Consider the following 21,154-nt stretch of genomic DNA (forward strand, 5'->3'; position numbering starts at 1 on the left):
CCTTCTCCCGCGTCCCCGGAGCGGTCGCGAAGGGCGACACCCCCGAGGTCGCGGGGGAGGGGGTGGGGGCGGCGCTCATTGCGGACTCCTTCGGCAGCGGTCCGACCATCCTAGAGCCCCGGTGGAGCGCTCTCTCGCCCCGGAACGCGGGACACCGCACCCCGGACGACCGCGAGGCGCCGCCTCCCCGGCCGGACACCGCGGTGAGGGCGGTGTCCGGACGGCGGAGGCGGCGCCTCGGAGGAGAGCAGCGGGGCGCAGGACGCGGTCGGCCGGCGCTTCCCGATCAGGCCCGGTGGGCGCCGTGCCCGTCGCGGGGAGGAGCGGTGCGGATCGAGTCCGTCCGGACGTCCGGCTCGATGCTGCCCGCGGCCAGGTCGGCCCCGGCGCGCGCGGCCAGCTGCGGGTCCGTGCGGCGCAGCTCCTCCGCGCTGTCCTCGGCCGCGAGGTCGTGCGCCTCCTGCATGGCCGACTTCGCTCGCAGCGGCGGGGTCTTGAGGAACCACGAGAGGACGAAGGCCAGCAGGACCACGCCCAGCGCGACCTGGAACACGGTCACGGTCGCGTCGTTGAACCCGGTCAGGAACGGGGCCGACAGGGCGCGGTCCGCGGTGTTCAGGAACGACGTGTCCCCGTCGAGCGCGGAGCCGATCGCGGCGGTGTCCTGCGACTGCAGCAGCTTCAAAATCCCGGCGTTGGCCGGGTCCGCGGCGACGGCCGGATCGGTGACGGCCCGCTGCAGATCCGCCGCGAGCGCCGGGTTCTTGAAGGCCGCGGCGATGGTGTCGGGGATCCGGCTGAACAGCACCGAGAAGATCACGGCGGTGCCCAGGGTGCCGCCGATCTGGCGGAAGAACGTGGAGGCGCTGGTCGCGACTCCCATGTTCGCCACGTCGACCGAGTTCTGCGAGGCCAGGGTGAGGGTCTGCATCATCTGCCCGAGCCCGAGGCCCAGCATCAGCATCCCGCCCATCATGAAGATCACCGGCTTGTCGATCGTCACGAAGGTGAAGTAGAAGAACGCGGCCGACATCAGGAACGTGCCGACGATCGGGAAGGCGCGGTAGCGGCCCGTGCGCGAGATGATCTGACCCGAGACGATCGAGGCGATCATCAGGCCGAGGATCATCGGCAGCATCAGGAAGCCGGACTCGGTCGGCGTGGCGCCGTTCACCAGCTGCAGGTACAGCGGGATCGCCATCATGCCGCCGAACATGCCGAAGCCGACGAGGACGCCCAGCACGGTCGCCATCGAGAAGGTCGGCGAGCGGAAGAGCTTGAGGGGGATGAGCGCGTCGTCGCCCATCATCCGCTCGGCTGCGATGAAGCCGATGACGCCCAGCGCGCCGACGATGTAGCAGACCCACGCGATCGGCGAGCCCCAGCCCCACTCGCGGCCCTGCTCGGCGATCAGCAGCAGCGGTCCCGCGGCGATGACGACGAGGGAGGCGCCCCACCAGTCGATCCGCACCGAGCGCTTGCCGGCGGGCTTGGGCAGGTGGAGGAACCGCACGACGATGAAGAGCGCGACGGCGCCGATCGGGAGGTTGATCAGGAAGACCCAGCGCCAGCCGGTGATGAAGAGGATCTCGGGGGTGCCGGCGAGCAGGCCGCCGATGAGCGGTCCGACGACGCTGGAGATCCCGAAGACGGCCAGGAAGTAGCCCTGGTACTTGGCGCGCTCGCGCGGGGGCAGGATGTCGCCCATCACCGTGAGCGCGAGCGACATGAGTCCGCCGGCGCCGAGGCCCTGCACGGCGCGGAAGCCCGCGAGGCCGAGCATCGAGGTCGAGAAGCCGGCGAGCGTCGAGCCGATCAGGAACAGCACGATCGCGATCAGGTAGAGCGGGCGGCGTCCGAAGATGTCGGAGAGCTTGCCGTAGATCGGCGTCGCGATCGTCGAGACGATCAGGTAGGCGGTGGTCACCCACGCCTGCTGCGAGAGGCCGTCGAGGTCGTCCGCGATGGTGCGCATCGAGGTGCCGACGATGGTCTGGTCGAGCGAGGAGAGGAACATCCCCGCCATCAGCCCGAAGATGACGAACAGGATCTGCCGGTGCGACATCACGGCGCCGGACGGCGTCGAGGTCGGAGCGGATGGAGCGGAGGCGGAGTCGGCCACGGTGGTCCCCTTGTCTGGCGGACGCGTCCAGGCACGGCGATCCGCCGCAAACGTTGCGTGCTGCGCAAAGTTACACCGCGTGCGGAGAGCGCGACAGAGCGTCCGGCGAGCCTGAACGGGATCTCAGGGCCGCCGTGCCGGGGCCGTGCATCAGGCCGGAGCGGGGACCGCCTCGTCCGCCCAGCCGGCCTCACGGAGCGCTGCGCGGGCCTCGGCTCGGGCCGAGTACGGCGTGCGCACGCCGAGGATGTCGCGGTAGTTCTGGTGCCCAGGACCGGCCCAGAGGATGGCGTCGCCCTCGTGCGCCAGGGACACGGCGACGCGGATGGCGCGCTTGGGGTCGTCGACCTCGTGGATCTCGGCGTCCGGACGGGCGGCGCGGGCGGCCTCGACGAGGGTGCGCCGGATCGAGGCCGGGTCCTCGAAGCGCGGGTGGTGGTCGGTGACGACCAGCACGTCGCTGCCCAGGACGGCGGCTTCGGCCATCGCCGGGCGCTTGAGCGCGTCCCGGTCGCCGTCGGCGCCGAACACCATGACCACGCGGCCGGGAGTGACCTCGCGGACGGCCTCCAAGGTGCGGGCGAAGGCGTCGGCACTGTGGCCGAAGTCGACGTACACCGTGGGGCCGCGCTCGCCCGAGACGCGCTCGGTGCGGCCGGGGAGGGAGGCGTCCACTCCGCCGTCGCGGTGCAGCGCGGCGCGGATCTCGCCGATCGGCCGACCGGACTCGATCAGCATCACGATCGCCAGCCCGGCGTTGGCGGCCATGTGGGTGCCGATGATCGGGACGGAGGTCGTGATGGCACGGCCCTCGCGGTTGCCGATCCGGAAGCGGGTGCGGCCGAACTCCTGCTCGAGCACCGTCACGGTCCAGTCGGCGTCGACGCCCGGGAGGGAGGTGATCGTGGTGACCGGCACGCCGGCGACCTCGACGAGGCGCGCGCCCGCGGGGGAGTCGAGCGAGACGACGGCCCGGCGCGCGCGATCGGGCTGGAACAGCTGGGCCTTCTCGTCGAAGTAGGTGTCCATGTCGCCGTAGTCGTCGAGGTGGTCGTGGCTGAGGTTCGTGAAGCCGGCGACGTCGAAGACCACGCCGTCGACGCGGTGGCGGGTGAGCGCCTGGGCGCTGACCTCGATCGCGGCCGCGCCGACGCCCTCCTCCTCCATGCGGGCGACGAGCGCGTGCAGCTCCGTCGCCTCCGGGGTGGTCAGGCCGCTGGTCACCGAGGTGTCGCCGATGTGGCGCTCCGCGGTCGAGCTGAGGCCGGGCACGACGCCGAGCTGGCGGAGGATCCCCTCGAGCATGTGGACGGTCGACGTCTTGCCGTTGGTGCCGGTCACGCCGAGCAGCACGGGGGAGCGCTCGGCCGTCCCGTAGACGGCGGCGGCGACGGCGCCCAGGCGGGAGCGGGGGTCGTCGACCACGAGGACGGGCAGACCGGTCGCGCGCGCGGCGTCGGCGCCCGCGGTGTCGGTCAGCACGGCGGAGGCGCCGCGGGCCACGGCCTGCTCGACGAACTCGGCCCCGTGGCGGTTGACCCCGGGCAGGGCGACGAAGAGGTCGCCGGGCTCGACGTCGGAGGCGATCAGCGTCACTCCGCTGATCTCGGCCGTCAGGCCGCCCTCGTCGCCGATCTCGAGCGTCCGAGCGAGGGCGGCGAGAGGGACGGAGGGTGCGGTGAGGGGTCGGAGCATGGGGTCCTTCCATCGACGGCTCCGTGGGGGGCCGTGCAGCCGAGGGGGCGGTCGCACGCGGAGTCGTGGCTGTCACTCAAGCTAGGGGGTCTGCTTATGTGAATCCTTAGAGGATATGCGCGACCCGCGTGGAGGGGCACGGGTGGACAGAACCGATCGCCGGTGCTTCAGCAGATGCGCAGGAACGGGTCTGTCTAGGCTCGGAGGATGACGTCGAACGAGAACGAGCCGACCGATGGGCGCCCCGTCCGCCGCCGAGCCCTGGTCATCGGGGGTGTGGCCGCCGCGGCGGGCCTGACCGCGCTGGGGGTCGGAGCCGCCATCGGGAACGGAGCGCCGGCGCCCTCGCCGACCCCCTCGACGGCGCCGCCCGCTCCGTCGCCCTCCGCGGCCACCTCGACGCCCACGGCGGTGCCGACCGCCACTCCGACTCCCACACCCACTCCCACCGCCTCCGGGATCGACCTCACCGCGCAGTCCGTCGACGACCCGGCGAGCACCTGGGTCGTCGTCAACAAGCTGCGGACGCTCGCGCCGGTCGACTACGTCCCCGCCGACCTGACCTTCCCCGACGTGCCCTACGTCAACCGGCAGCCGATGCGCCAGGCGACCGCGGACGCCCTCGTCCCGCTCTTCGCCGCCGCCCGCTCCGAGGCCGGCCTCTCGCTGGCGGTGCAGAGCGCCTACCGCTCCTACGACACCCAGGTCAGCGTCTACGCGGGCTGGGTGTCCTCGCGCGGGCAGGCGGGAGCGGATGCGACGAGTGCGCGCCCGGGGCACAGCGAGCACCAGACCGGCTGGGCGGTCGACGTGGTGGGAGCGTCGGGCGCGTGCGCGCTCGAGATCTGCTGGGGCGACACTCCGGAGGGGCAGTGGGTCGGCGCCAACGCCCATCGCTTCGGCTTCCTCGTGCGCTACAAGCCCGACGCCACTCCGATCACGGGGTACGAGTCGGAGCCGTACCACCTGCGGTACGTCGGGACCCAGCTCTCCGGGTACCTGCACGACTCCGGCATCGAGACGCTCGAGCGCGCCTTCGGCCTTCCGGATGCGCCCGATTACGCACCGGGGACCACTTCCTAGGCGGTCTAGCGATCACAGACGGACACGATCGGGCGTGACACGCGCCGCTCGTTACCGTACTGTTATTCGGAGCGCTTTCGGAGGCCCGTCTGACGGATCTCCCACCCCCGCCTGGTGACATAGCCGCTTCCCCTGCTCCCGAGCCCGGTCCCCCGCCGAGCCGCCGACCCGTGAGACCTCTCTGTGCCCCCTCGCTCCACCCGCTCCACCCTGCCCGCCGACCACCCCGCGACCCCCGCGCCGACCCCCGGCGCTCCGCTGACCCGCCGCGAGGCCCGCGAGCGCGAGGGCCGCATCCGGCCCGCCGCACCCGCCGCCGCTCCCGCGCAGCCCTCGGCTCCCGCCCCGGTGCACCCCGCCCCGGAGGGATCGTTCTCGTCCCGCCGCGACCGCCGCGAAGCGGAGGGGCACCGGCTCCGCACCGCGCCCGCCCGCCGCGGGGCATCCTTCTTCCGCCCGTCCCCGCGCACGCTGGCGCTCGCCGTCTCCGGCGGGCTCGTCGTCGTGGCCGTCGCGTCGAGCCTGAGCCTCACCGTCGGCACCGGCTCCTCGGCCGAGTCGGCCACCGCGACGCCCTCCGCTGCTCCGACCTCGACCAGCGTCGCCGTGCTCCCCGCGACCACCGCCTCCGCCCGGGTCGTCCTCAGCTCCGTCTCCACCACCTCCGGCACCGTCGCCGGCGGCACGAGCGTGACGCTCGAGGGATCGAACCTGGACTCGGTCGCCACCGTGCGCTTCGGCGAGGCCGAGGGCAGCGTCGCGGTCGACAACCCCGACCAGATCACGGTCACCGCCCCTCCGGCCGACGGAGAGGCAGCGGGCGAGGTCCCGGTCGCCTTCTTCGACGCCGACGGTCAGGCCATCACGTTCGACGCGGTCACCGACTCCGCCGCGGCGGTCACCGTCGACGGGACCCCGGCCGACGCGGTGCAGCCGGCCGTCGACACGTCGGGCGCCGCGGAGGGCACGACGGCCGAGGCCTCGACCGACCTCGCCGCCCCGACCGCGGCCGCCACTCCCAGCTTCGCCGCGACCGGCGTGCTCGCCAGCACGAAGGTCGTCGCCTCGGCGATCACCTTCGCCTACACGCCCGACCCGGCGATCGAGGCCGCGAAGGCCCAGGCCGCGCTGGACGCGAGCCGCCTGGCCTCGCAGCTCGACTACCTCTCCACCTACTGGAACGACTACAACTCGGCCCAGTACGGCGTGATCTCGGGCAACGACTGCGTCAATTTCACCTCGCAGTCGCTGATCGCCCGCGGCTGGGAGATGGACGGCGAATGGAGCTACTCCTCCTCCGGCGGGTACAGCTCCGCCTGGGCGTCGTCGACCGCGTTCAACGCCTACCTCGCCGCGCACTCCGAGCGCGCGACCGCGATCCCCGACTCCGAGCGGAGCCGGGTGAAGCCGGGCGACATCGTCCAGTTCGACTGGGACGGCTCGGGCGACTGGGACCACACGGGCGTCGTGACCAGCGTCGACGGCGACGGGATCCTCTACTCCTCGCACACCGCCGACAACCACGACCAGAGCATCGACGCGGCCTCCGCCGGCCGGATCATGTTCTGGGGCGTCTGACGCTCGACGCACCCGCTCCACGCACGACGACGGGGCCGCCACCGCTGATGCGGTGACGGCCCCGTCGAGGTTCCGGTCAGATCACTTCTTGAAGACGTCCTTGACGTCCTCGCCGACCTTCTTGGTGTGGGCCTTGGTCTGGTCGGCCTGGCCCTCGGCCTCGAGGCGCTCGTTGTCCGTCAGCTTGCCGACGGCCTCCTTGGCCTTGCCGACCAGGTTCTCGGCTGCGTTGCGGATCTTGTCGTCTGCACCCATGAGGGGCTCCTTCTGTTCGGTGTGACCATCCGCCGGCGGGTGCCGGGGAAGCTGCGGGACCGGGGTCAGGCGACCCGGTCCTCCTTGGAGAAGCCGGCCCGGGCGCTCGAGGCGACCTCGAGCAGGACCGGCAGGCGGGCGCCGAGCAGGGCGTCGAGCGCGTCGACCTCCTGGTGCACGGCGTCGACCACGGTGCGGGGCGAGACGCCGCCGCGGGGGAGGACGCGCACCTTCAGCGCCGTCTCGGAGCCGTGGCGGTAGGCCGCGACCGTGACGTCGAGGAGCTCGGTCCGGCCCGCGAGGGCCGTCTCGAGGACGTCCTCCGCGAAGCCGGTCGCGATCTCGATCCCTCCGGCGGGCGCGCCCTCGGCCTCGTCGCGGAGGACGGTGCCGGTGCGGCCGTGACCGTGGGCGAAGGCCATCACCAGCGCGAGGACGATGCCGAGGAGGCAGATCCCGACGACGGCGTAGAGCGGCCACAGGACGGCGGCATCACTCCAGGCGGTGCCCTCCTCGGGGGAGAGGCGCGACACCAGGGCCGCGCCCTCGCCGTCGGCGAAGGAGAGGACGGAGTCGCGGACCGGCTGCGAGACGGCGATCAGGACGGCTCCGGCGCTGACCAGCGCGAGCACGAGGCCCACGACGAGCAGGACGAGCCGGTTGACGAAGCGGTTGCTCGCGGTCATCAGATCCTCCCGGAGGTCGAGACGCGGACGGTGGAGCGCGGGGCGGGCTTCGCGCCGATGCGGGCGAGCTCCTCGTCGACGGCGCTCTGCACGGCGTCGCGGTCGACCGCGATGCCGGAGGCGGGGGTCACCTCGACCAGTGCGGTGCGCCGGCCGAGCGAGGCGCGGGTGTCCTCGCGGCGGGAGTGGGCGGCCGTGCGGGCTGCGCGGGCCAGGGAGGAGGCGATCACGCCGTCGTCCACGACCACGGCGAGGCGGTCGTCGTCCACGGTGTGGCGGGCCCGGGCCCCGGGCGCCAGTGCGAGCACCAGAAGGACCAGAGCGAGGACGCCCGCGCCGACGGCCACGCCGATGAGGGCGGGGTTCGCCAGCGACGCGACTCCGACGATCGCGTCCAGCAGGGCGGACGGTGCGGCGAGCAGGGGCGCGGCGCCGAGGATCGCGAGCACCGCCTCCGTGCCGACGTAGGCCGCGACCAGGGCGATGAGCACCAGGACGACGATCTGCGCGGCGGAGCGGGACTTGTGGGTCTCGCGACGGAGGTAGCGGCTGTAGCGGGTGTCGGGCGCCGACGGTGCGGGGCTCATGCGACTCTCCTCGTGCTTCGGGTGCGGGTGCCCGTGACCCGGATGTCGATCCGGCTGACGGTGCGCCCGGTCAGCGCCTCCATGCGGGAGGCGATGCGGGTGCGGTCGCCGTGCAGGCGCTCGAGCAGGGAGCCGCCGGCCGGGGCGGTGCCCGGCTCGACGACGACCGGCGCGGTCACCGCGAGGGCGAGACCGCCCCTGTCGTCGGAGAGGCGGACGCGGATCGCGGAGACCTCCACGCCCAACTCCTCGTGGACGATCGCCACGGCGGCGCGCTCGATGGAGCGGACGGTGATGGTGACGGTGCCCGCCACCGGCGATGCGGGACGCGTGTCGAGAGCGGTCACAGTGGGCTCCTAGCGGGAGGTGGTGCGGCCGCGGAACACGTCCACGAGGCTGCGCACGTCGAGGGTGCCGTCGGCGATGCGGGCGATCACGACGCCGAGGGCCATGAAGAGGGCGGTGAGGACGAAGCCCCAGAAGCCGAACATCAGGGCCGCGAAGGCGAGGATCGCGCCGACCACGACACCGAGGACGGTGCTGCGGCCGCCGGGGGCGGTGGGCGCGGGGCGCTGGAAGTCGCTCATCGGACGCGGCTCTCGGTGGCCTCGTCGTCCTTGTCGTCGCCGGGGATGTGCACGTCGACGACGGCGACGTTGATCTCGGAGACGGCCATGCCGACCAGCTCGGTGATGGCCTCGGAGACGGCGGCGCGGACGGAGTCGGCGACCTTCTGCATCGGCACGGGGTACTCGACGACGATGGTCACGTCGGCCGCGACCTGGGTCTCGCCGACCTCGACGCTCACGCCCTGGGCGTGGTCGGCACCGCCGACGGCCTGGCGGATCGCGCCGAAGGCACGGGCGGCGTTGTTGCCGAGGGCGAAGACGCCGGGCACCTGGCGGGCCGCGATGCCGGCGACCTTGGCCACGACGCTGTCGTCGATGACCGTGGTGCCCTGGGCGGTGCCGGAGGTCCGCGAGCCGCCGAGGCTCGTGACCGTGTCGACGGAGGTCTTGTCGACGCGGGTGGTGGAGGGGGTGCGCGTGGTGTCGCTCATGAGGTCTCCTGGACGTCTCATCGGCTGCCGTTGCTGAGCAGACCGGGGTCGAAGGCCCGGCGGGAATCCGGTCGGGCTGTGCTTTCATGAGTGAGACGGAGCCCGGACGGCGTTCGTCACGGTGCTCGGCGGACTTTTTCCTGAGCGTCACCTGAGAGGCGGCCCGAGGCCGCGTGAGCGGAGAGGGAGGAGGCGCCGTGCCCGGACTGGAAGCGGCGAGCGACGCGCTGCTCGCCGAGCGCTCCGCCGAGGGCGACGTGCGCGCCTTCGAGGTGCTCGTCAAGCGGCACCAGTCGATCCTCCGCGCCTACGCCTGGCGCCTCACCGGCTCGCAGGCCGACGCCTCCGACGCCGTGCAGAACGCGCTGATCACGGTCTGGGCGCAGCTCCCGCAGCTCAAGGAGCCGGCGAGCGTGCGCAGCTGGATGATGCGGATCGTCAGCCGCTCCAGCGTCGACCTGCTGCGCCAGCGCCGCCCGACCGACGACGTCGACGCCGTGGAGCATCCCCCGGCCCGAGAGCCCGGCCCGTTCGAGGCCGCCGAGCAGAGCGACGCCATGCGGGCTCTCGCGCACGCCCTGTCTGAGCTGCCGGAGTCGCAGCGTCAGTGCTGGGTGCTGCGAGAGGTCGGCGGGGAGTCGTACAACGAGATCGCCGATCACCTCGGTCTCACGGTGACCGCCGTGCGGGGCAAGCTCGCCCGCGCGCGCGAGTCGCTGGTCGTGGCGATGGAGGACTGGCGATGAGGGAGCAGACGCGATGAACGCGGACCAGGGTCCCGGCGACGGGCCGGAGCGCGCGGGGGAGCACGACGTCGTGCTGCCGCCCGCGCTCGAGCAGGAGGCGGACGCGACGGAGCAGGAGGGCGACGGCATCGGCATCGACGAGCTGAGCGACTACCTCGACCGCGGGCGCACTCCGTACGATCCCGCCATCGAGGAGTCGCCGGAGCACCGGCGCACTCTGCGCGCCCTCGAGCGCGTGCGCGCCCTCTCCGGCGCGCTCATCGACGACGACGCCGCACGCCTGCCCGCGCCGGAGGAGAGCTGGTTCGGCTCGATCCTCACCCAGGTGCGCCGCGAGTCGCGGGCCGGACGCGACATCCCACTGGCGAGCGTCCAGCCCGACGTGGCGCTCACGATCACCGAGGGAGCGGTCCGCGGACTCGTGCGCGAGGCGGGCGACAGCGTCGCCGGCGTGCTGGTCGGCCGCTGCCGCCTGGTCGGCGACATCGCCGAGCCGGGCGCGGAGGTCGTGGTGGAGCTGACGATCTCGGTCTTCTGGGGGGTGCCGATCGCCGAGGCGGCCCAGCAGGTGCGCGAGCGCGTGCACTCGCGGCTGCTGACCCAGACCGAGCTGCGGGTGTCGAGGATCGACGTCCGCGTGGAGGACGTCTACGTCCCCGGGACGGAGGAGTCGTGAGCGGCCTCGAGGCGGCGGCCCCGGTCGATCCGGTGTCCGCGCTCGCTGCGGAGCTGCGCGCCCTGGACGGTGTCGCGACCCTGATGCCGGCCAGGCCCGAGGTGCGCGACGTGCTCGCGCACGCGGCGACGGCGCTGAGCGCGACCGGGATCGTGGTCGAGCCGCTGGGCACCGCGAGCGGCGGCACGTTCGCCGATCCGGTTCTGGTCCGCGTCGCGGGGGACGAGGTGTCCGTGGCCGTCGACCTCTGCGTGACCGCGGAGGCGTCCGCGCCGGACGTGGCGCGCGCGATCGGAGCCGCGGTGCGCGAGTGGTGCGTCCGGGTGCATCCGGAGCTGCGGCCGCGGGTGACCGTCCGGGTCGCCGCGATCGACTAGCCGGATCGGGGAGCGGGCGCGGCTGTCCGCAGGCCGCGACGCCTCGCCGCGAGGAGCGGAGCTGGGCCGAGCGCTCTCGTGCTTCTCCGGAGTGCACCGTGCCGACCGGAGCGACGGTGCTGCGGGCCGCCTGAGGTCGGTGTCCGCGCCGTCTCCCCCTGAGGAGCTTCCCGCTCAGGCGCGCCTCCCCGAGGAGCTTCCCCCTCAGGCGCGCTCGGCGAGGAACGCGTCCGTCTCGGCCGCCGTCGGCGCGGACACCGCCGCTCCGGCGCGGGTGACCGAGATCGCCGCGGCCGCGCTCGCCCAGCGGGTGAGGGCGACCAGCTGCTCTGAATCGTCGAGCCGTGCTCCCGTGGCGGCGAGCCGGGCCGAGAAGGCGCCGCAGAAGGTGTCGCCGGCGCCGGTGGTGTCCACGGCCTCCACCCGGAAGGCCGGGGTGCGCACCGGCTCGCGGTCGCGGACCGCCACGACGACGCCGTCGGAGCCGAGGGTGACCAGCACGAGCGGCACCAGCGCGGTGAGGGCAGCGGCGAGCGCGTCGTCGTCGGCGGCGATGACGCCGCGATCGGCGGCGAGCTCGCGGGCCTCGTGCTCGTTGACGATCAGCACGTCGAGCACCGCGAGGAGCTCCTCCGGCAGCGGGCCGATCGGGGCGGCGTTCAGGATCGACACCGTGCCGCCGGCGCGCGCGGCGCGGGCCGCCTCCGTCACCGTCGCTGTCGGGATCTCGAGCTGGAGGAGCAGGGCGTCGGCCGCCGCCACCAGGGCCGACTCCTCTCCGGTCAATCCGACCAGGGCGGCGTTCGCTCCGGAGTCGACGACGATCGCGTTCTCCCCGCGCTCGTCCACGGTGATCTGCGCGGTGCCGGTGCGGACGTCGCCGCGGCGGGCACGCAGCTCCAGCGGCTCCTCGCCGAGGACCGCGGCGAGCCGGTCTCCCGCCGAGTCGCGTCCGAGGCTCGTGACGAAGACGGTGCCGAGCTCGGTCCGTGCGGCCGCGACGGCCTGGTTGAGGCCCTTGCCGCCCGGGAAGGTGCTCGCGTCGAGGGCGAGCACCGTCTCTCCGGGGGCGGGGATGCGGGCGACCCGGTGGACGTGGTCGAGGTTGGCGCTTCCGAGCACGAGGAGGGGCATGCCCTCGACGTTAGAGCACGCGCAAGGGGGTCCGCCGCGGGCTCGGCCGCACCTACGGTGGAGGCATGGAAACTCGAATCCTCGGACGCACCGGCGCCCCCGTCTCCGTCGTCGGCCTCGGAACCTGGCAGCTCGGTGCCGACTGGGGGGACGTCGCCGAGACCGACGCCCTCGCCGTGCTCGACGCCGCAGTGGAGTCGGGGGTGACCCTCTTCGACACCGCCGACGTCTACGGCGACGGCCGCAGCGAGCGGACGATCGGCGCCTACCGCGCGGCGCACCCCGACGCGCAGGTCTTCGTCGCCACCAAGATGGGCCGTCGCGCGGAGCAGATCCCCGCCAACTACGTGCTCGACAACTTCCGCGCCTGGACCGACCGCTCGCGCGCCAACCTCGGCGTCGACACTCTCGATCTGGTGCAGCTGCACTGCCCGCCCACCTCCGTCTACTCCGACGACGCCGTCTACGACGCCCTCGACACCCTCGTCGCCGAGGGCGCGATCGCCGCCTACGGCGTCTCGGTCGAGCGCACGGAGGAGGCGCTGACCGCGATCGCCCGCCCGAACGTCGCGAGCGTCCAGATCATCCTGAACGCGTTCCGCCTCAAGCCGCTCGACGAGGTGCTGCCCGCCGCCCGCGAGGCCGGCGTCGGCATCCTCGCGCGCGTCCCGCTCGCCTCGGGCCTGCTCAGCGGCCGCTACACGACCGAGACCGTGTTCGCGCCGGAGGACCACCGCAGCTACAACCGCGACGGCTCCGCCTTCGACGTCGGCGAGACCTTCTCGGGCGTCGACTTCGCGACCGGCGTGGAGGCCGCGCAGGAGTTCTCCCGCCTCGCCGACGACCACGGCCTCGCCCCCGCGGCGGCCGCGCTCGCCTGGATCATCCAGCAGGAGGGCGTCACCTCGGTGATCCCCGGCGCCCGCTCGCCCGAGCAGGCCCGCGCCAACGCGGCCGCCGCCTCCGCCGCGCCCCTCGGCCCCGCCTTCATGGAGGCCGTGAACGCCCTCTACGACACCCACTTCCGCCCCACCGTCCACCCGCGCTGGTAGCCGGCCCTTTCCTCACCGCCGCTGAGTCGCCCGAGAAGGCTCGTTCTCCTGGGCGGGAACGAGCCTTCTCGGGCGACTGAGCGCAGCGCCTAGGAGTTCAGCGCCGCGTCCACGATCGTGCGCGCCTCGGCCTGGACCTCGTGCAGGTGGTCGAGGCCGCGGAAGCTCTCGGCGTAGATCTTGTAGACGTCCTCGGTGCCGGAGGGGCGCGCGGCGAACCAGGCGTCCTCGGTGACGACCTTGACGCCTCCGACGGCCGCGCCGTTGCCGGGCGCCTTCGAGAGCTTCGCGGTGATCTCGGACCCGGCGAGGGTCGTCGCCGCGATCGCGTCGCCGTCCAGCTTGCCGAGGGCCGCCTTCTGCGCCTTCGTCGCCACCGCGTCCACGCGCTCGTAGACCGGGTCGCCGAAGCGCTCGGTCAGCTCACGGTAGAGCGCCGACGGGCTCTTCCCGGTGACCGCCACGATCTCGGAGGCGAGCAGCGCGAGGAGGATGCCGTCCTTGTCGGTGGTCCAGACGGTGCCGTCGAAGCGGAGGAACGAGGCGCCCGCGGACTCCTCGCCGCCGAAGCCGACCGAGCCGTCGACCAGCCCGGGGACGAACCACTTGAAGCCCACCGGGACCTCCCAGAGGCGCCGGCCCAGCGACTCCGCGACCCGGTCGATGATCGAGGAGGAGACCAGCGTCTTGCCGATCGCCGCGTCCTCGCGCCAGCCGGTGCGGTGGCGGTAGAGGTAGTCGATCGCGACGGCCAGGTAGTGGTTGGGGTTCATCAGCCCGCCGTCGGGGGTGACGATGCCGTGCCGGTCCGCGTCGGCGTCGTTGCCGGTGAGGATGTCGAAGTCGCCGGCGCGCGCGACCACCGAGGCCATCGCGCTGGGGGAGGACGGGTCCATCCGGATCTTGCCGTCCCAGTCGAGGGTCATGAAGCCCCAGGCCGGGTCGACCTCCCCGTTCACCACGGTCAGGTCGAGGCCGTGCATCTCGGCGATCAGCTGCCAGTAGTGCACGGAGGCGCCGCCGAGGGGGTCGGCCCCGATCCGCACGCCGGCCTTCCGGATCGCGTCGAGGTCGATGATGTTCGCCAGGTCCGCGACGTAGTGCGTGCGGTAGTCGTAGGTCTCGACCGCGGAGGGCTCGGCCGAGGTCACGCCGCGGTTGCCGTCGGCGATGAGCTCGTTGGCCCGGTCGGCGATCCAGGTCGTCGCGTCGGAGTCGGCGGGGCCGCCGTGCGGCGGGTTGTACTTGAAGCCGCCGTCGCGGGGCGGGTTGTGCGAGGGGGTCACCACGATGCCGTCGGCCCGGTCGGTGTGCGAGGGGTCGTTGTTGTAGCGGAGGATCGCGTGGCTGAGCGCCGGCGTCGGCACGAAGTCGTCGAACTCGTCCACGAGCACGCGGACCTGGTTGCCCACCAGGACCTCGAGGGCGGTGGTGAGGGCCGGGCGGGAGAGCCCGTGCGTGTCGGCGCCGATGAACAGCGGGCCGGTGATGCCCTGCTCGGTCCGGTACTCGACGATCGCCTGGGTGACGGCGGCGATGTGGTCCTCGTTGAAGGCCGTGTCGAACGAGGATCCGCGGTGGCCCGAGGTGCCGAACACCACCTTCTGAGCCGGGTCGGAGACGTCCGGCTTCTTCTCGTAGTACGCCCTCACGAGGGCCTCGACGTCGATGAGATCGGAGGCCTGTGCCGGCTTCCCTGCGCGATCGGTCATGCGGTCCATAGTGGCAGTCCGGCCCCCTCCAGGGGTACCGCGGCTGGCTAGGCTTGCGCCATGCCCGACAGCGCCCCCGAAACCCGTGCCTACAGCTATCTCGGGCCCAGCGGCACGTTCACGGAGGCGGCCCTCGCGCAGGTCCCGGAGGCGCGCGGACAGCTGTGGCGCAGCGTCGCGAACGTGGGGGAGGCGCTCAGCGATCTGGTCACCGGACGCAGCGACGGCGCGGTGATCGCGATCGAGAACTCGGTCGAGGGCGGAGTGACGGCCGCGCAGGACGCGCTGGCGCGGATCCCGGGGCTGCGCATCGTCGGCGAGTACCTGGTGCCGGTGTCGTTCATCCTGGTCGGCCGCCCGGGGACGAGCCTCGAGGAGGTGCGCACCGTCGCCGCGCACCCCGTGGCCTACGGACAGTGCCGGGTGTGGCTCGACCGCGAGATCCCCAGCCACGAGCACCTGCCGGCCTCCAGCAACGTCCAGGCCACCGTCGACCTGCTGGGCGGATCTCCCGCGGACGCGGCCATCGCCCCTCCCGGGATCGTCGCCCACCACGACGTCGCGGTGCTGGCGGAGCGGATCGGCGACAACCCGAACGCCGTCACGCGCTTCGTGCACGTCTCGCGCTCGCACGCGCTGCCCGAGCCGACCGGCGCCGACAAGACCAGCGTGATCGCCGAGCTCCCGGCCGACCAGCCGGGCGCCCTGCTCGACATGCTCGAGCAGTTCGCGACCCGCGGGGTGAACCTGAGCATGATCCAGTCGCGGCCGATCGGCGATGCCCTCGGCCGGTACCGGTTCGTCATCGACCTCGACGGGCACGTCCAGGACGAGCGGGTCGCCGACGCGCTGATGGGGCTGCGGCGCTTCAGCCCGAAGGTGATCTTCCTCGGCTCGTATCCGCGCGCTGACCGCCGCCCGGTCACCTCCGTGCGACGCTACGACGACGAGGTGTTCCTCGAGGCCCGCGACTGGCTGCGCGGGATCCTCTCCCACGAGCCGGAGGTCGACGATGACCGGGGAAGACGATGACGGGTCGCGACGATGACTGACGACGACGAACGGGTCGACCCGCGCTACGACCCGGCCTTCCAGCGCGGGTTCTCGGGACCGGTGGAGCGTCTGAGAGGCGACGAGCGGGCGTTCGCGAGGCCCGGCTCGGGTGCCGCCCCCGGCGCTCCCGCCGCCACGTCCGGAGCCGCCGCTCGTCCCGCGCTCCCGGAGTCGCGCGTGGTCCGCCCCGGCTCCTCGTCCGTGCCCGGACCGCGCCGCATCATGGCACTGCCCGACATCGCCGGAGCCGCCGAGGGCCGGCGGTCGCACCGCCTCGGCGCCGAGACCGCGCCCGCACCCCTGCCGGAGCCGGCCGCCGACCCCGCTCCCGCTGCTCCCGCCGAGCCCGTGCGCGAGGCGCCCCTGCTGCGGAACCCGTGGCTCCTCGTGCTCCTGCTCGCCGGCCTCGCGGGGACCCTGATCGGCCTCGCGCTCCTCTACACCGGCTACTCCTCGCCGCCTCCGCCCTACTACGGCGACTCCGACGTGCCCTCGCCCGCGTGGATCCAGCGGCAGCTCCTCTACTACTCCTGCATCCCCCTGCTGGGCTGCCTGCCGGCGTCGCTGCTGCTGGCGGTCGGAGTGGCCGCGCTGCGGTGGCGCGGCGTCGTCGTGCGGCCCCGCGCCGAGGAGCCGCGCGAGTCCGCGCAGCTCCTCGAGGCCGAGGCTCAGACTCCGGACGCGCCGAAGAGCAGGCCGAGGAGGTAGGTCACCAGGGCCGCGCCGTAGCCGATCCCGAGCTGGCGCAGCGCCCGGGCCAGCGGCGGGGCGCCTGAGAGCAGCCCGACGACCGCGCCGGTGGCGAGCAGGGCGATGCCCACGAGCACGCAGGCGACGACCACCGCGGCGAGCCCCGTCAGGCCGAGCAGGTAGGGCAGCACCGGGATGATCGCGCCCGAGGCGAAGAAGCAGAAGCTCGACAGCGCCGCGCCCATGCCCGTGCCGATCGACTCGTGCTCGTCGACGTCGGGGTCTCCTGCGGGACCGCCCAGCGTGATGGGGGAGGTGACGGCGCCGCCGCGCAGGCCCGTGAAGACGGAGGCGGCACGCGCGTCGGCCTGCTCCTGGGTCATCCCGCGAGCGCGGTAGACCAGGGCGAGCTCGTTCGCGTCGACGTCCAGATCGGGGACGATGCGGTTCGCGTCGAGGTCCGGGCTGGAGGCCGAGAGCAGCTCGCGCTGCGAGCGCACCGAGACGAACTCGCCCGCGCCCATCGAGAGGGCGCCGGCGAGCAGGCCCGCGATGCCCGTGAACAGGACGACGCCCGTCCCGACTCCGCTCGCCCCCACTCCGAGCACGAGGGCGAGGTTCGAGACCAGGCCGTCGTTCGCTCCGAAGACCGCCGCGCGGAACGTCCCGGAGAGGCGGTTGCGACCGCGCTCGGCGAGCCCGCGGACGACCTCGCCGTGGATCCGCTCGTCGGCGGCCATCGCCTCGGTGGCGTCGTCGTCGTCGGCGTAGGGGGAGCGGGCCTCGGCGCGCTGGATCAGGGCGAGGACGAACACGGAGCCGAAGCGGCGGGTGAGGAAGCCGAGGAAGCGCGTGCGGAGGTCCGGGCGGGGCGCGGGCTCCGCCGCGGAGCCGAGCAGCTCCCGCCAGTGCTCCTCGTGGCGGCCCTCGGCCACGGCGAGCGCGAGCAGGATCTCCCGCTCCTCGCCGGAGCGGCGGCCGGCCAGGTCGCGGTACACGGAGGCCTCGGCGAGCTCGTCGGCGAGGTAGCGGCGCCAGCGGCGCACCTGGGCGGGACTGGGGGTGGGGGCGGTGGTCGCCATGCGATCTCCTGGCTCAGGTCCGCCGACCCGCGCGAGAGGACCGGTCAGGACGTGCGTCGACTGACCGAAGGTCTCGTTCGCCCCGGCCGGAGCCGGGGTGGAGCGCCGGGCCCGGATCGTCCCGGACCAGCATGTCGACGCGCCTCGTCGTCCGCTCGGCGGACGGTGGGAACTACTCCCCTTCGCGGGGACCACCGTAGCCGAGATCGGAGGAGAACGCCCGGCCGATCCGTGGGCCGTCGGGCGGACGTCCGCCCGGCCCGGGCCGGAGCGTCGTCGCGGACGCTCGCCCCGGGTCAGAGCGAGGCGGTCGCCCGGGCGGCGCGGCGGGCCTGGCGCTCGTGCTCGGCGTCCAGGAGCGTGCGCGTGGCGGGGACCGCCAGGAACTCGACCAGGGTGTCCGTCTCCTCGACGATGCGCTCGGCGCGGTCGAGCGGGTCGGTGCGCAGGAGGCGGCGGGCGGCGGACGCGACGTGCGCCGGCTTCGCCGCCAGGGCGCGCACGCGCTCGTCGACGCGGCCGGCGAGGTCGGCGCGCGGCACGACCTCGGTCACGAGCTGCCACTCCAGCGCCTCGGCCGCGCGGACCGGGCGGCCCGACAGCACGAAGTCCAGGGCGCGGCGGCGGCCGACGACGCGGGGGAGCGCGGCGGTGACTCCGACGTCCGGGACGAGCCCGACGTCGCCGTACGCGCTGAGGAAGAGGGCGGCGGGAGTCGCTATCACGATGTCGGCGGCCAGAGCGAAGGCGATGCCGGCGCCGGCGACCATGCCGTCGATCGCGCAGACGACGACGGCGCGGCTGTCCTCGAGCAGGCGGATCACCTGGGCGGTCGTGGTCGCGACGTCGCGCAGGTAGTGGTCCGGGTTCTCGGACCCCATGATCGCCGAGATGTCGCCGCCCGTGCAGAACGCGCGGCCGGCCGCGGCGATCACGATGACGGAGCAGCCGGCGTCGGCGTCGAGGTCGGCGACGGTGCTCAGCAGCAGTCGCGCGGTGCCGAGATCGATCGCGTTGAGGGCGTCGGGGCGGTTGAGGGTGATCCGGGCGCCGGAGCCGTCGCGCTCGAGGACGACGCCGGGGGTCGCGTCGATGAGGGGGGTGGCGTGCATGGAAGAGCCTTCAGGGGAGCAGGGGTGTCGAACGCGGGGGGACGTTCTCGGGGGATGACTCAGATTCGCAGCCGTCCGCGCGATCGGATGCCTCCTCGCGGCCGATGCTCAGCCGGCCCCGGGGGTACGCGCGGGCGGCGGCCCGTCCCTGCCCTCCTCTACACTGCTGGGGTGATTGATCCCGTACTTCTGCGCGAGAACCCGGACGTCCTGAAGCGCTCGCAGCAGGCGCGCGGCGACTCCGTCGAGCTGGTCGACGAGGCGCTCGAGGCCGACCGCGTGCGCCGTGCGGCGATCACCGAGGCGGAGCGGCTCCGGGCCGAGCAGAACGCCTTCGGCAAGACCGTCGCCAAGGCTCCGAAGGACGAGAAGGCGGCCCTCGTCGCCGAGGCCCAGCGCCTCGCCGCCGCCGCCAAGCAGGCCCAGCAGGAGGCGTCCGAGGCCGACGACGCCTTCACCGTGCTGGTGAAGCGCATCGCCAACCCGATCATCGAGGGCGTCCCCGCGGGCGGCGAGGAGTCGTTCGAGCTCGTCAGGACGGTCGGCGAGCGCCCCGTCTTCGACTTCGCCCCGCGCGACCACCTCGAGCTCGGCGAGCTGCTGGACGGCATCGACATGCAGCGCGGCGCGAAGGTCAGCGGCGCGCGCTTCTACTTCCTCAAGGGCCTGGTCGCCCGCCTCGAGATCGCGCTGATGAACCTGGGCCTCGAGAAGGCGCTCGCCGCCGGCTTCACCCCGCTGATCACGCCGACCCTCGTGCGCCCCGAGATCATGGACGGCACCGGCTTCCTCGGCGAGCACGACGACGAGGTGTACCGCCTCCGCGACGACGACCTCTACCTCACCGGCACCAGCGAGGTCGCCCTCGCCGGCTACCACGCCGACGAGATCCTCGACCTCTCCGGCGGCGCGAAGCGCTACGCGGGCTGGAGCACCTGCTACCGCCGCGAGGCGGGCTCGGGCGGACGGGACACCCGCGGCATCATCCGCGTGCACCAGTTCAGCAAGCTCGAGATGTTCGTCTACACCCTCCCCGAGGACGCCGAGGCGGAGCACGCGCGCCTCCTCTCGTACCAGGAGGACGTCCTGCAGAGCCTCGGCCTGCACTACCGCGTCATCGACACGGCGGCCGGCGACCTCGGCCAGAGCGCGGCGCGCAAGTTCGACGTGGAGGCGTGGGTCCCCACGCAGGAGACCTACCGCGAGCTGACCTCGACCTCGAACTGCACCACGTTCCAGGCCCGCCGCCTCGACACCCGCTACCGCACCGAGTCGGGGAAGACGGCTCCGGTCGCCACCCTCAACGGCACGCTCGCGACCACCCGCTGGATCGTCGCCCTCCTCGAGACCCACCAGCGGGCGGACGGCTCGGTGCTCGTCCCCGAGGCGCTGCGGCCCCACCTCGGCGGCCTCGAGGTGCTCGAGCCCGTCGCATGAGCGCGGCCCACGCCTCCGGCCGCCGCCTCGTCGCCCTCGACATCGACGGCACCGTCATGCACGAGGACGGCACCATCACCCGCGCAGTGACGGACGCGATCACCCGCGTGGCCGCCCAGGGCGACGAGGTGATGCTCGCCACCGGGCGCTCGCCCTCCTCCACCCTGCCGGTCGTCGAGCGCCTCGGGATCTCGCCCGAGTACGTGATCTGCTGCAACGGAGCGGTCACGCTCCGCCGGGACGAGTCCGGTGCCTACGTCCCCGAGACGGTCGAGACCTTCGACCCGACGGAGGTCCTGGAGACCATCCGCCGCTCCCTCCCCGACGCGCATTACGCCGTCGAGGACGCGGACGGCGCCTTCTTCTACACCGAGGCGTTCCCGGGTGGTGCCGTGATGGGTGCCGAGACGACCCACGTCCCCTTCGAGGAGCTGCTCGGTCGGCTGTGCACCCGCGTCGTCGTGATCTCGCCCGAGACCGGGATCGAGGAGTTCACTTCCCTGGTCGAGGAGATGGGCCTGCACCAGGTCAGCTACGCGATCGGCTGGACCGCCTGGCTCGACATCGCCCCGCACGGCGTCAACAAGTCCACCGCGCTCGAGGTCGTCCGCGAGGAGCTGGGCATCGAGCGGAGCGACGTGGTCGCGCTGGGCGACGGCCGCAACGACATCGAGATGCTCACCTGGGCCGCCGCCGAGGGCGCAGGGCTCGCGATGGGGCAGGCGCCCGACGAGGTGCGGGCCGTGGCTTCCGCCGTGATCCCCTCGGTCCACCAGGACGGCGTGGCGGTCGCGCTCTCGGCGCTGCGCTGACCACGGTCCCGCGCGCTCGGCGGTTACTATCGGGTGTCGCTCCTGCGGGAGCGGCCGGGAGGGCTGTCCGAGCGGCCGATGGAGCCAGTCTTGAAAACTGGTGGGCGGAAACGTCTCGTGGGTTCGAATCCCACGCCCTCCGCCACGCCGTCCGCCGCGGAGTCCCGTTCTTCGCGTCGCTTCCCGCCGGCGCCTTCCGACGCCC

General features: G+C 73.4%; 22 protein-coding genes and 1 tRNA gene. 11 read left to right on the forward strand and 12 right to left on the reverse strand.

The genetic code is table 11. The features are described from left to right. Positions 1-286: 286 nt before the first annotated feature. Together C5C36_RS11480 and C5C36_RS11485 are read right to left on the reverse strand one after the other, a co-directional pair. The gene (locus tag C5C36_RS11480) at positions 287-2,065 is read right to left on the reverse strand and encodes an MDR family MFS transporter (RefSeq protein WP_104246965.1); all 1,779 of its coding nucleotides are present in this window, start codon (positions 2,063-2,065) and stop codon (positions 287-289) included. A 207-nt stretch (positions 2,066-2,272) separates the two neighbouring features. Next, on the reverse strand, positions 2,273-3,817 hold the full coding sequence (locus C5C36_RS11485; RefSeq protein WP_104309781.1) for a Mur ligase family protein: 1,545 nt from the start codon (positions 3,815-3,817) through the stop codon (positions 2,273-2,275). A gap of 207 nt (positions 3,818-4,024) precedes the next feature. Here C5C36_RS11485 and C5C36_RS11490 point away from each other — a divergent pair, with 207 nt between their 5' ends. After that, positions 4,025-4,900 (forward strand): D-alanyl-D-alanine carboxypeptidase family protein, encoded by an 876-nt coding sequence (locus C5C36_RS11490; protein WP_104309782.1) that lies wholly within the window; start codon positions 4,025-4,027, stop codon positions 4,898-4,900. A gap of 183 nt (positions 4,901-5,083) precedes the next feature. Next, the gene (locus tag C5C36_RS11495; RefSeq protein WP_104309783.1) at positions 5,084-6,478 is read left to right on the forward strand and encodes an amidase domain-containing protein; all 1,395 of its coding nucleotides are present in this window, start codon (positions 5,084-5,086) and stop codon (positions 6,476-6,478) included. An 81-nt stretch (positions 6,479-6,559) separates the two neighbouring features. On the opposite strand, the gene C5C36_RS11500 is transcribed toward C5C36_RS11495, so the two are convergent. The 6 genes from C5C36_RS11500 to C5C36_RS11525 form a co-directional block, all read right to left on the reverse strand. Further along, entirely contained in the window at positions 6,560-6,733 is a 174-nt protein-coding gene (locus C5C36_RS11500; RefSeq protein ID WP_104226788.1) for a CsbD family protein, read from the reverse strand. Between the two features lie 65 nt (positions 6,734-6,798). Continuing rightward, the gene (locus C5C36_RS11505) at positions 6,799-7,419 is read right to left on the reverse strand and encodes a hypothetical protein (protein WP_104309784.1); all 621 of its coding nucleotides are present in this window, start codon (positions 7,417-7,419) and stop codon (positions 6,799-6,801) included. After that, positions 7,419-8,006, reverse strand: coding sequence for a DUF6286 domain-containing protein (locus C5C36_RS11510; RefSeq protein ID WP_104309785.1), 588 nt, complete (start codon positions 8,004-8,006; stop codon positions 7,419-7,421). The genes C5C36_RS11505 and C5C36_RS11510 overlap by 1 nt, the downstream gene beginning before the upstream one ends. After that, entirely contained in the window at positions 8,003-8,353 is a 351-nt protein-coding gene (locus C5C36_RS11515) for a hypothetical protein (RefSeq protein WP_104224953.1), read from the reverse strand. The genes C5C36_RS11510 and C5C36_RS11515 overlap by 4 nt, the downstream gene beginning before the upstream one ends. A 9-nt stretch (positions 8,354-8,362) precedes the next feature. Next, positions 8,363-8,593 carry a DUF2273 domain-containing protein gene (locus tag C5C36_RS11520; protein ID WP_104224954.1) on the reverse strand — a complete coding sequence of 77 codons (231 nt, stop codon included), beginning with the start codon at positions 8,591-8,593 and terminating at the stop codon, positions 8,363-8,365. Continuing rightward, positions 8,590-9,066 (reverse strand): Asp23/Gls24 family envelope stress response protein, encoded by a 477-nt coding sequence (locus tag C5C36_RS11525; RefSeq protein WP_104226785.1) that lies wholly within the window; start codon positions 9,064-9,066, stop codon positions 8,590-8,592. Before C5C36_RS11525 ends, C5C36_RS11520 begins: the two co-directional genes overlap by 4 nt. Positions 9,067-9,263: 197 nt before the next feature. On the opposite strand from C5C36_RS11525, the gene C5C36_RS11530 reads away from it, so the two are divergent. From C5C36_RS11530 to C5C36_RS11540, 3 genes are read left to right on the forward strand one after another with little or no spacing between them, the layout of a single operon-like run. After that, positions 9,264-9,812 carry an RNA polymerase sigma factor gene (locus C5C36_RS11530; RefSeq protein ID WP_104224956.1) on the forward strand — a complete coding sequence of 183 codons (549 nt, stop codon included), beginning with the start codon at positions 9,264-9,266 and terminating at the stop codon, positions 9,810-9,812. Between the two features lie 13 nt (positions 9,813-9,825). Then, on the forward strand, positions 9,826-10,488 hold the full coding sequence (locus C5C36_RS11535) for an Asp23/Gls24 family envelope stress response protein (protein ID WP_104233947.1): 663 nt from the start codon (positions 9,826-9,828) through the stop codon (positions 10,486-10,488). Beyond that, positions 10,485-10,865 (forward strand): hypothetical protein, encoded by a 381-nt coding sequence (locus C5C36_RS11540; protein ID WP_104224958.1) that lies wholly within the window; start codon positions 10,485-10,487, stop codon positions 10,863-10,865. The genes C5C36_RS11535 and C5C36_RS11540 overlap by 4 nt, the downstream gene beginning before the upstream one ends. Positions 10,866-11,069: 204 nt before the next feature. Here C5C36_RS11540 and C5C36_RS11545 read toward each other — a convergent pair whose 3' ends face one another. After that, positions 11,070-11,999: a ribokinase gene (locus C5C36_RS11545; RefSeq protein WP_104309786.1), complete on the reverse strand. Its 930-nt coding sequence runs from the start codon at positions 11,997-11,999 to the stop codon at positions 11,070-11,072. A 65-nt stretch (positions 12,000-12,064) separates the two neighbouring features. On the opposite strand from C5C36_RS11545, the gene C5C36_RS11550 reads away from it, so the two are divergent. Then, the gene (locus C5C36_RS11550; RefSeq protein ID WP_104226781.1) at positions 12,065-13,051 is read left to right on the forward strand and encodes an aldo/keto reductase; all 987 of its coding nucleotides are present in this window, start codon (positions 12,065-12,067) and stop codon (positions 13,049-13,051) included. An 89-nt stretch (positions 13,052-13,140) separates the two neighbouring features. Here C5C36_RS11550 and pgm read toward each other — a convergent pair whose 3' ends face one another. Next, a complete protein-coding gene (gene pgm, locus C5C36_RS11555) occupies positions 13,141-14,763 on the reverse strand; it encodes a phosphoglucomutase (alpha-D-glucose-1,6-bisphosphate-dependent) (RefSeq protein WP_104309793.1) in 1,623 nt (540 codons plus the stop codon). Between the two features lie 60 nt (positions 14,764-14,823). Between pgm and pheA the strand changes: the two genes are divergently transcribed. Together pheA and C5C36_RS11565 are read left to right on the forward strand one after the other, a co-directional pair. Then, positions 14,824-15,795 carry a prephenate dehydratase gene (gene pheA / locus C5C36_RS11560; RefSeq protein ID WP_104247578.1) on the forward strand — a complete coding sequence of 324 codons (972 nt, stop codon included), beginning with the start codon at positions 14,824-14,826 and terminating at the stop codon, positions 15,793-15,795. A 12-nt stretch (positions 15,796-15,807) separates the two neighbouring features. Beyond that, on the forward strand, positions 15,808-16,524 hold the full coding sequence (locus C5C36_RS11565) for a hypothetical protein (protein WP_104224962.1): 717 nt from the start codon (positions 15,808-15,810) through the stop codon (positions 16,522-16,524). Here the strand turns inward: C5C36_RS11565 and C5C36_RS11570 are convergent. Together C5C36_RS11570 and C5C36_RS11575 are read right to left on the reverse strand one after the other, a co-directional pair. Continuing rightward, positions 16,485-17,588, reverse strand: a complete 1,104-nt coding sequence (locus C5C36_RS11570) for a VIT1/CCC1 family protein (protein ID WP_104224963.1) — start codon at positions 17,586-17,588, stop codon at positions 16,485-16,487. The genes C5C36_RS11565 and C5C36_RS11570 overlap by 40 nt on opposite strands. A 296-nt stretch (positions 17,589-17,884) precedes the next feature. Continuing rightward, positions 17,885-18,700, reverse strand: a complete 816-nt coding sequence (locus C5C36_RS11575) for an enoyl-CoA hydratase/isomerase family protein (RefSeq protein ID WP_104247581.1) — start codon at positions 18,698-18,700, stop codon at positions 17,885-17,887. Between the two features lie 171 nt (positions 18,701-18,871). Here C5C36_RS11575 and serS point away from each other — a divergent pair, with 171 nt between their 5' ends. From serS to C5C36_RS11590, 3 genes are all read left to right on the forward strand, one after another. After that, positions 18,872-20,137, forward strand: coding sequence for a serine--tRNA ligase (gene serS / locus C5C36_RS11580; protein ID WP_104309787.1), 1,266 nt, complete (start codon positions 18,872-18,874; stop codon positions 20,135-20,137). Beyond that, positions 20,134-20,949, forward strand: coding sequence for an HAD family hydrolase (locus tag C5C36_RS11585; protein ID WP_104309788.1), 816 nt, complete (start codon positions 20,134-20,136; stop codon positions 20,947-20,949). The genes serS and C5C36_RS11585 overlap by 4 nt, the downstream gene beginning before the upstream one ends. 57 nt (positions 20,950-21,006) lie before the next feature. Then, positions 21,007-21,094 (forward strand) — tRNA-Ser (locus tag C5C36_RS11590). Positions 21,095-21,154 lie beyond the last annotated feature (60 nt).

The sequence above is a fragment of the Rathayibacter sp. AY1G1 genome, from assembly GCF_002932095.1.
Lineage (GTDB): Bacteria > Actinomycetota > Actinomycetes > Actinomycetales > Microbacteriaceae > Rathayibacter.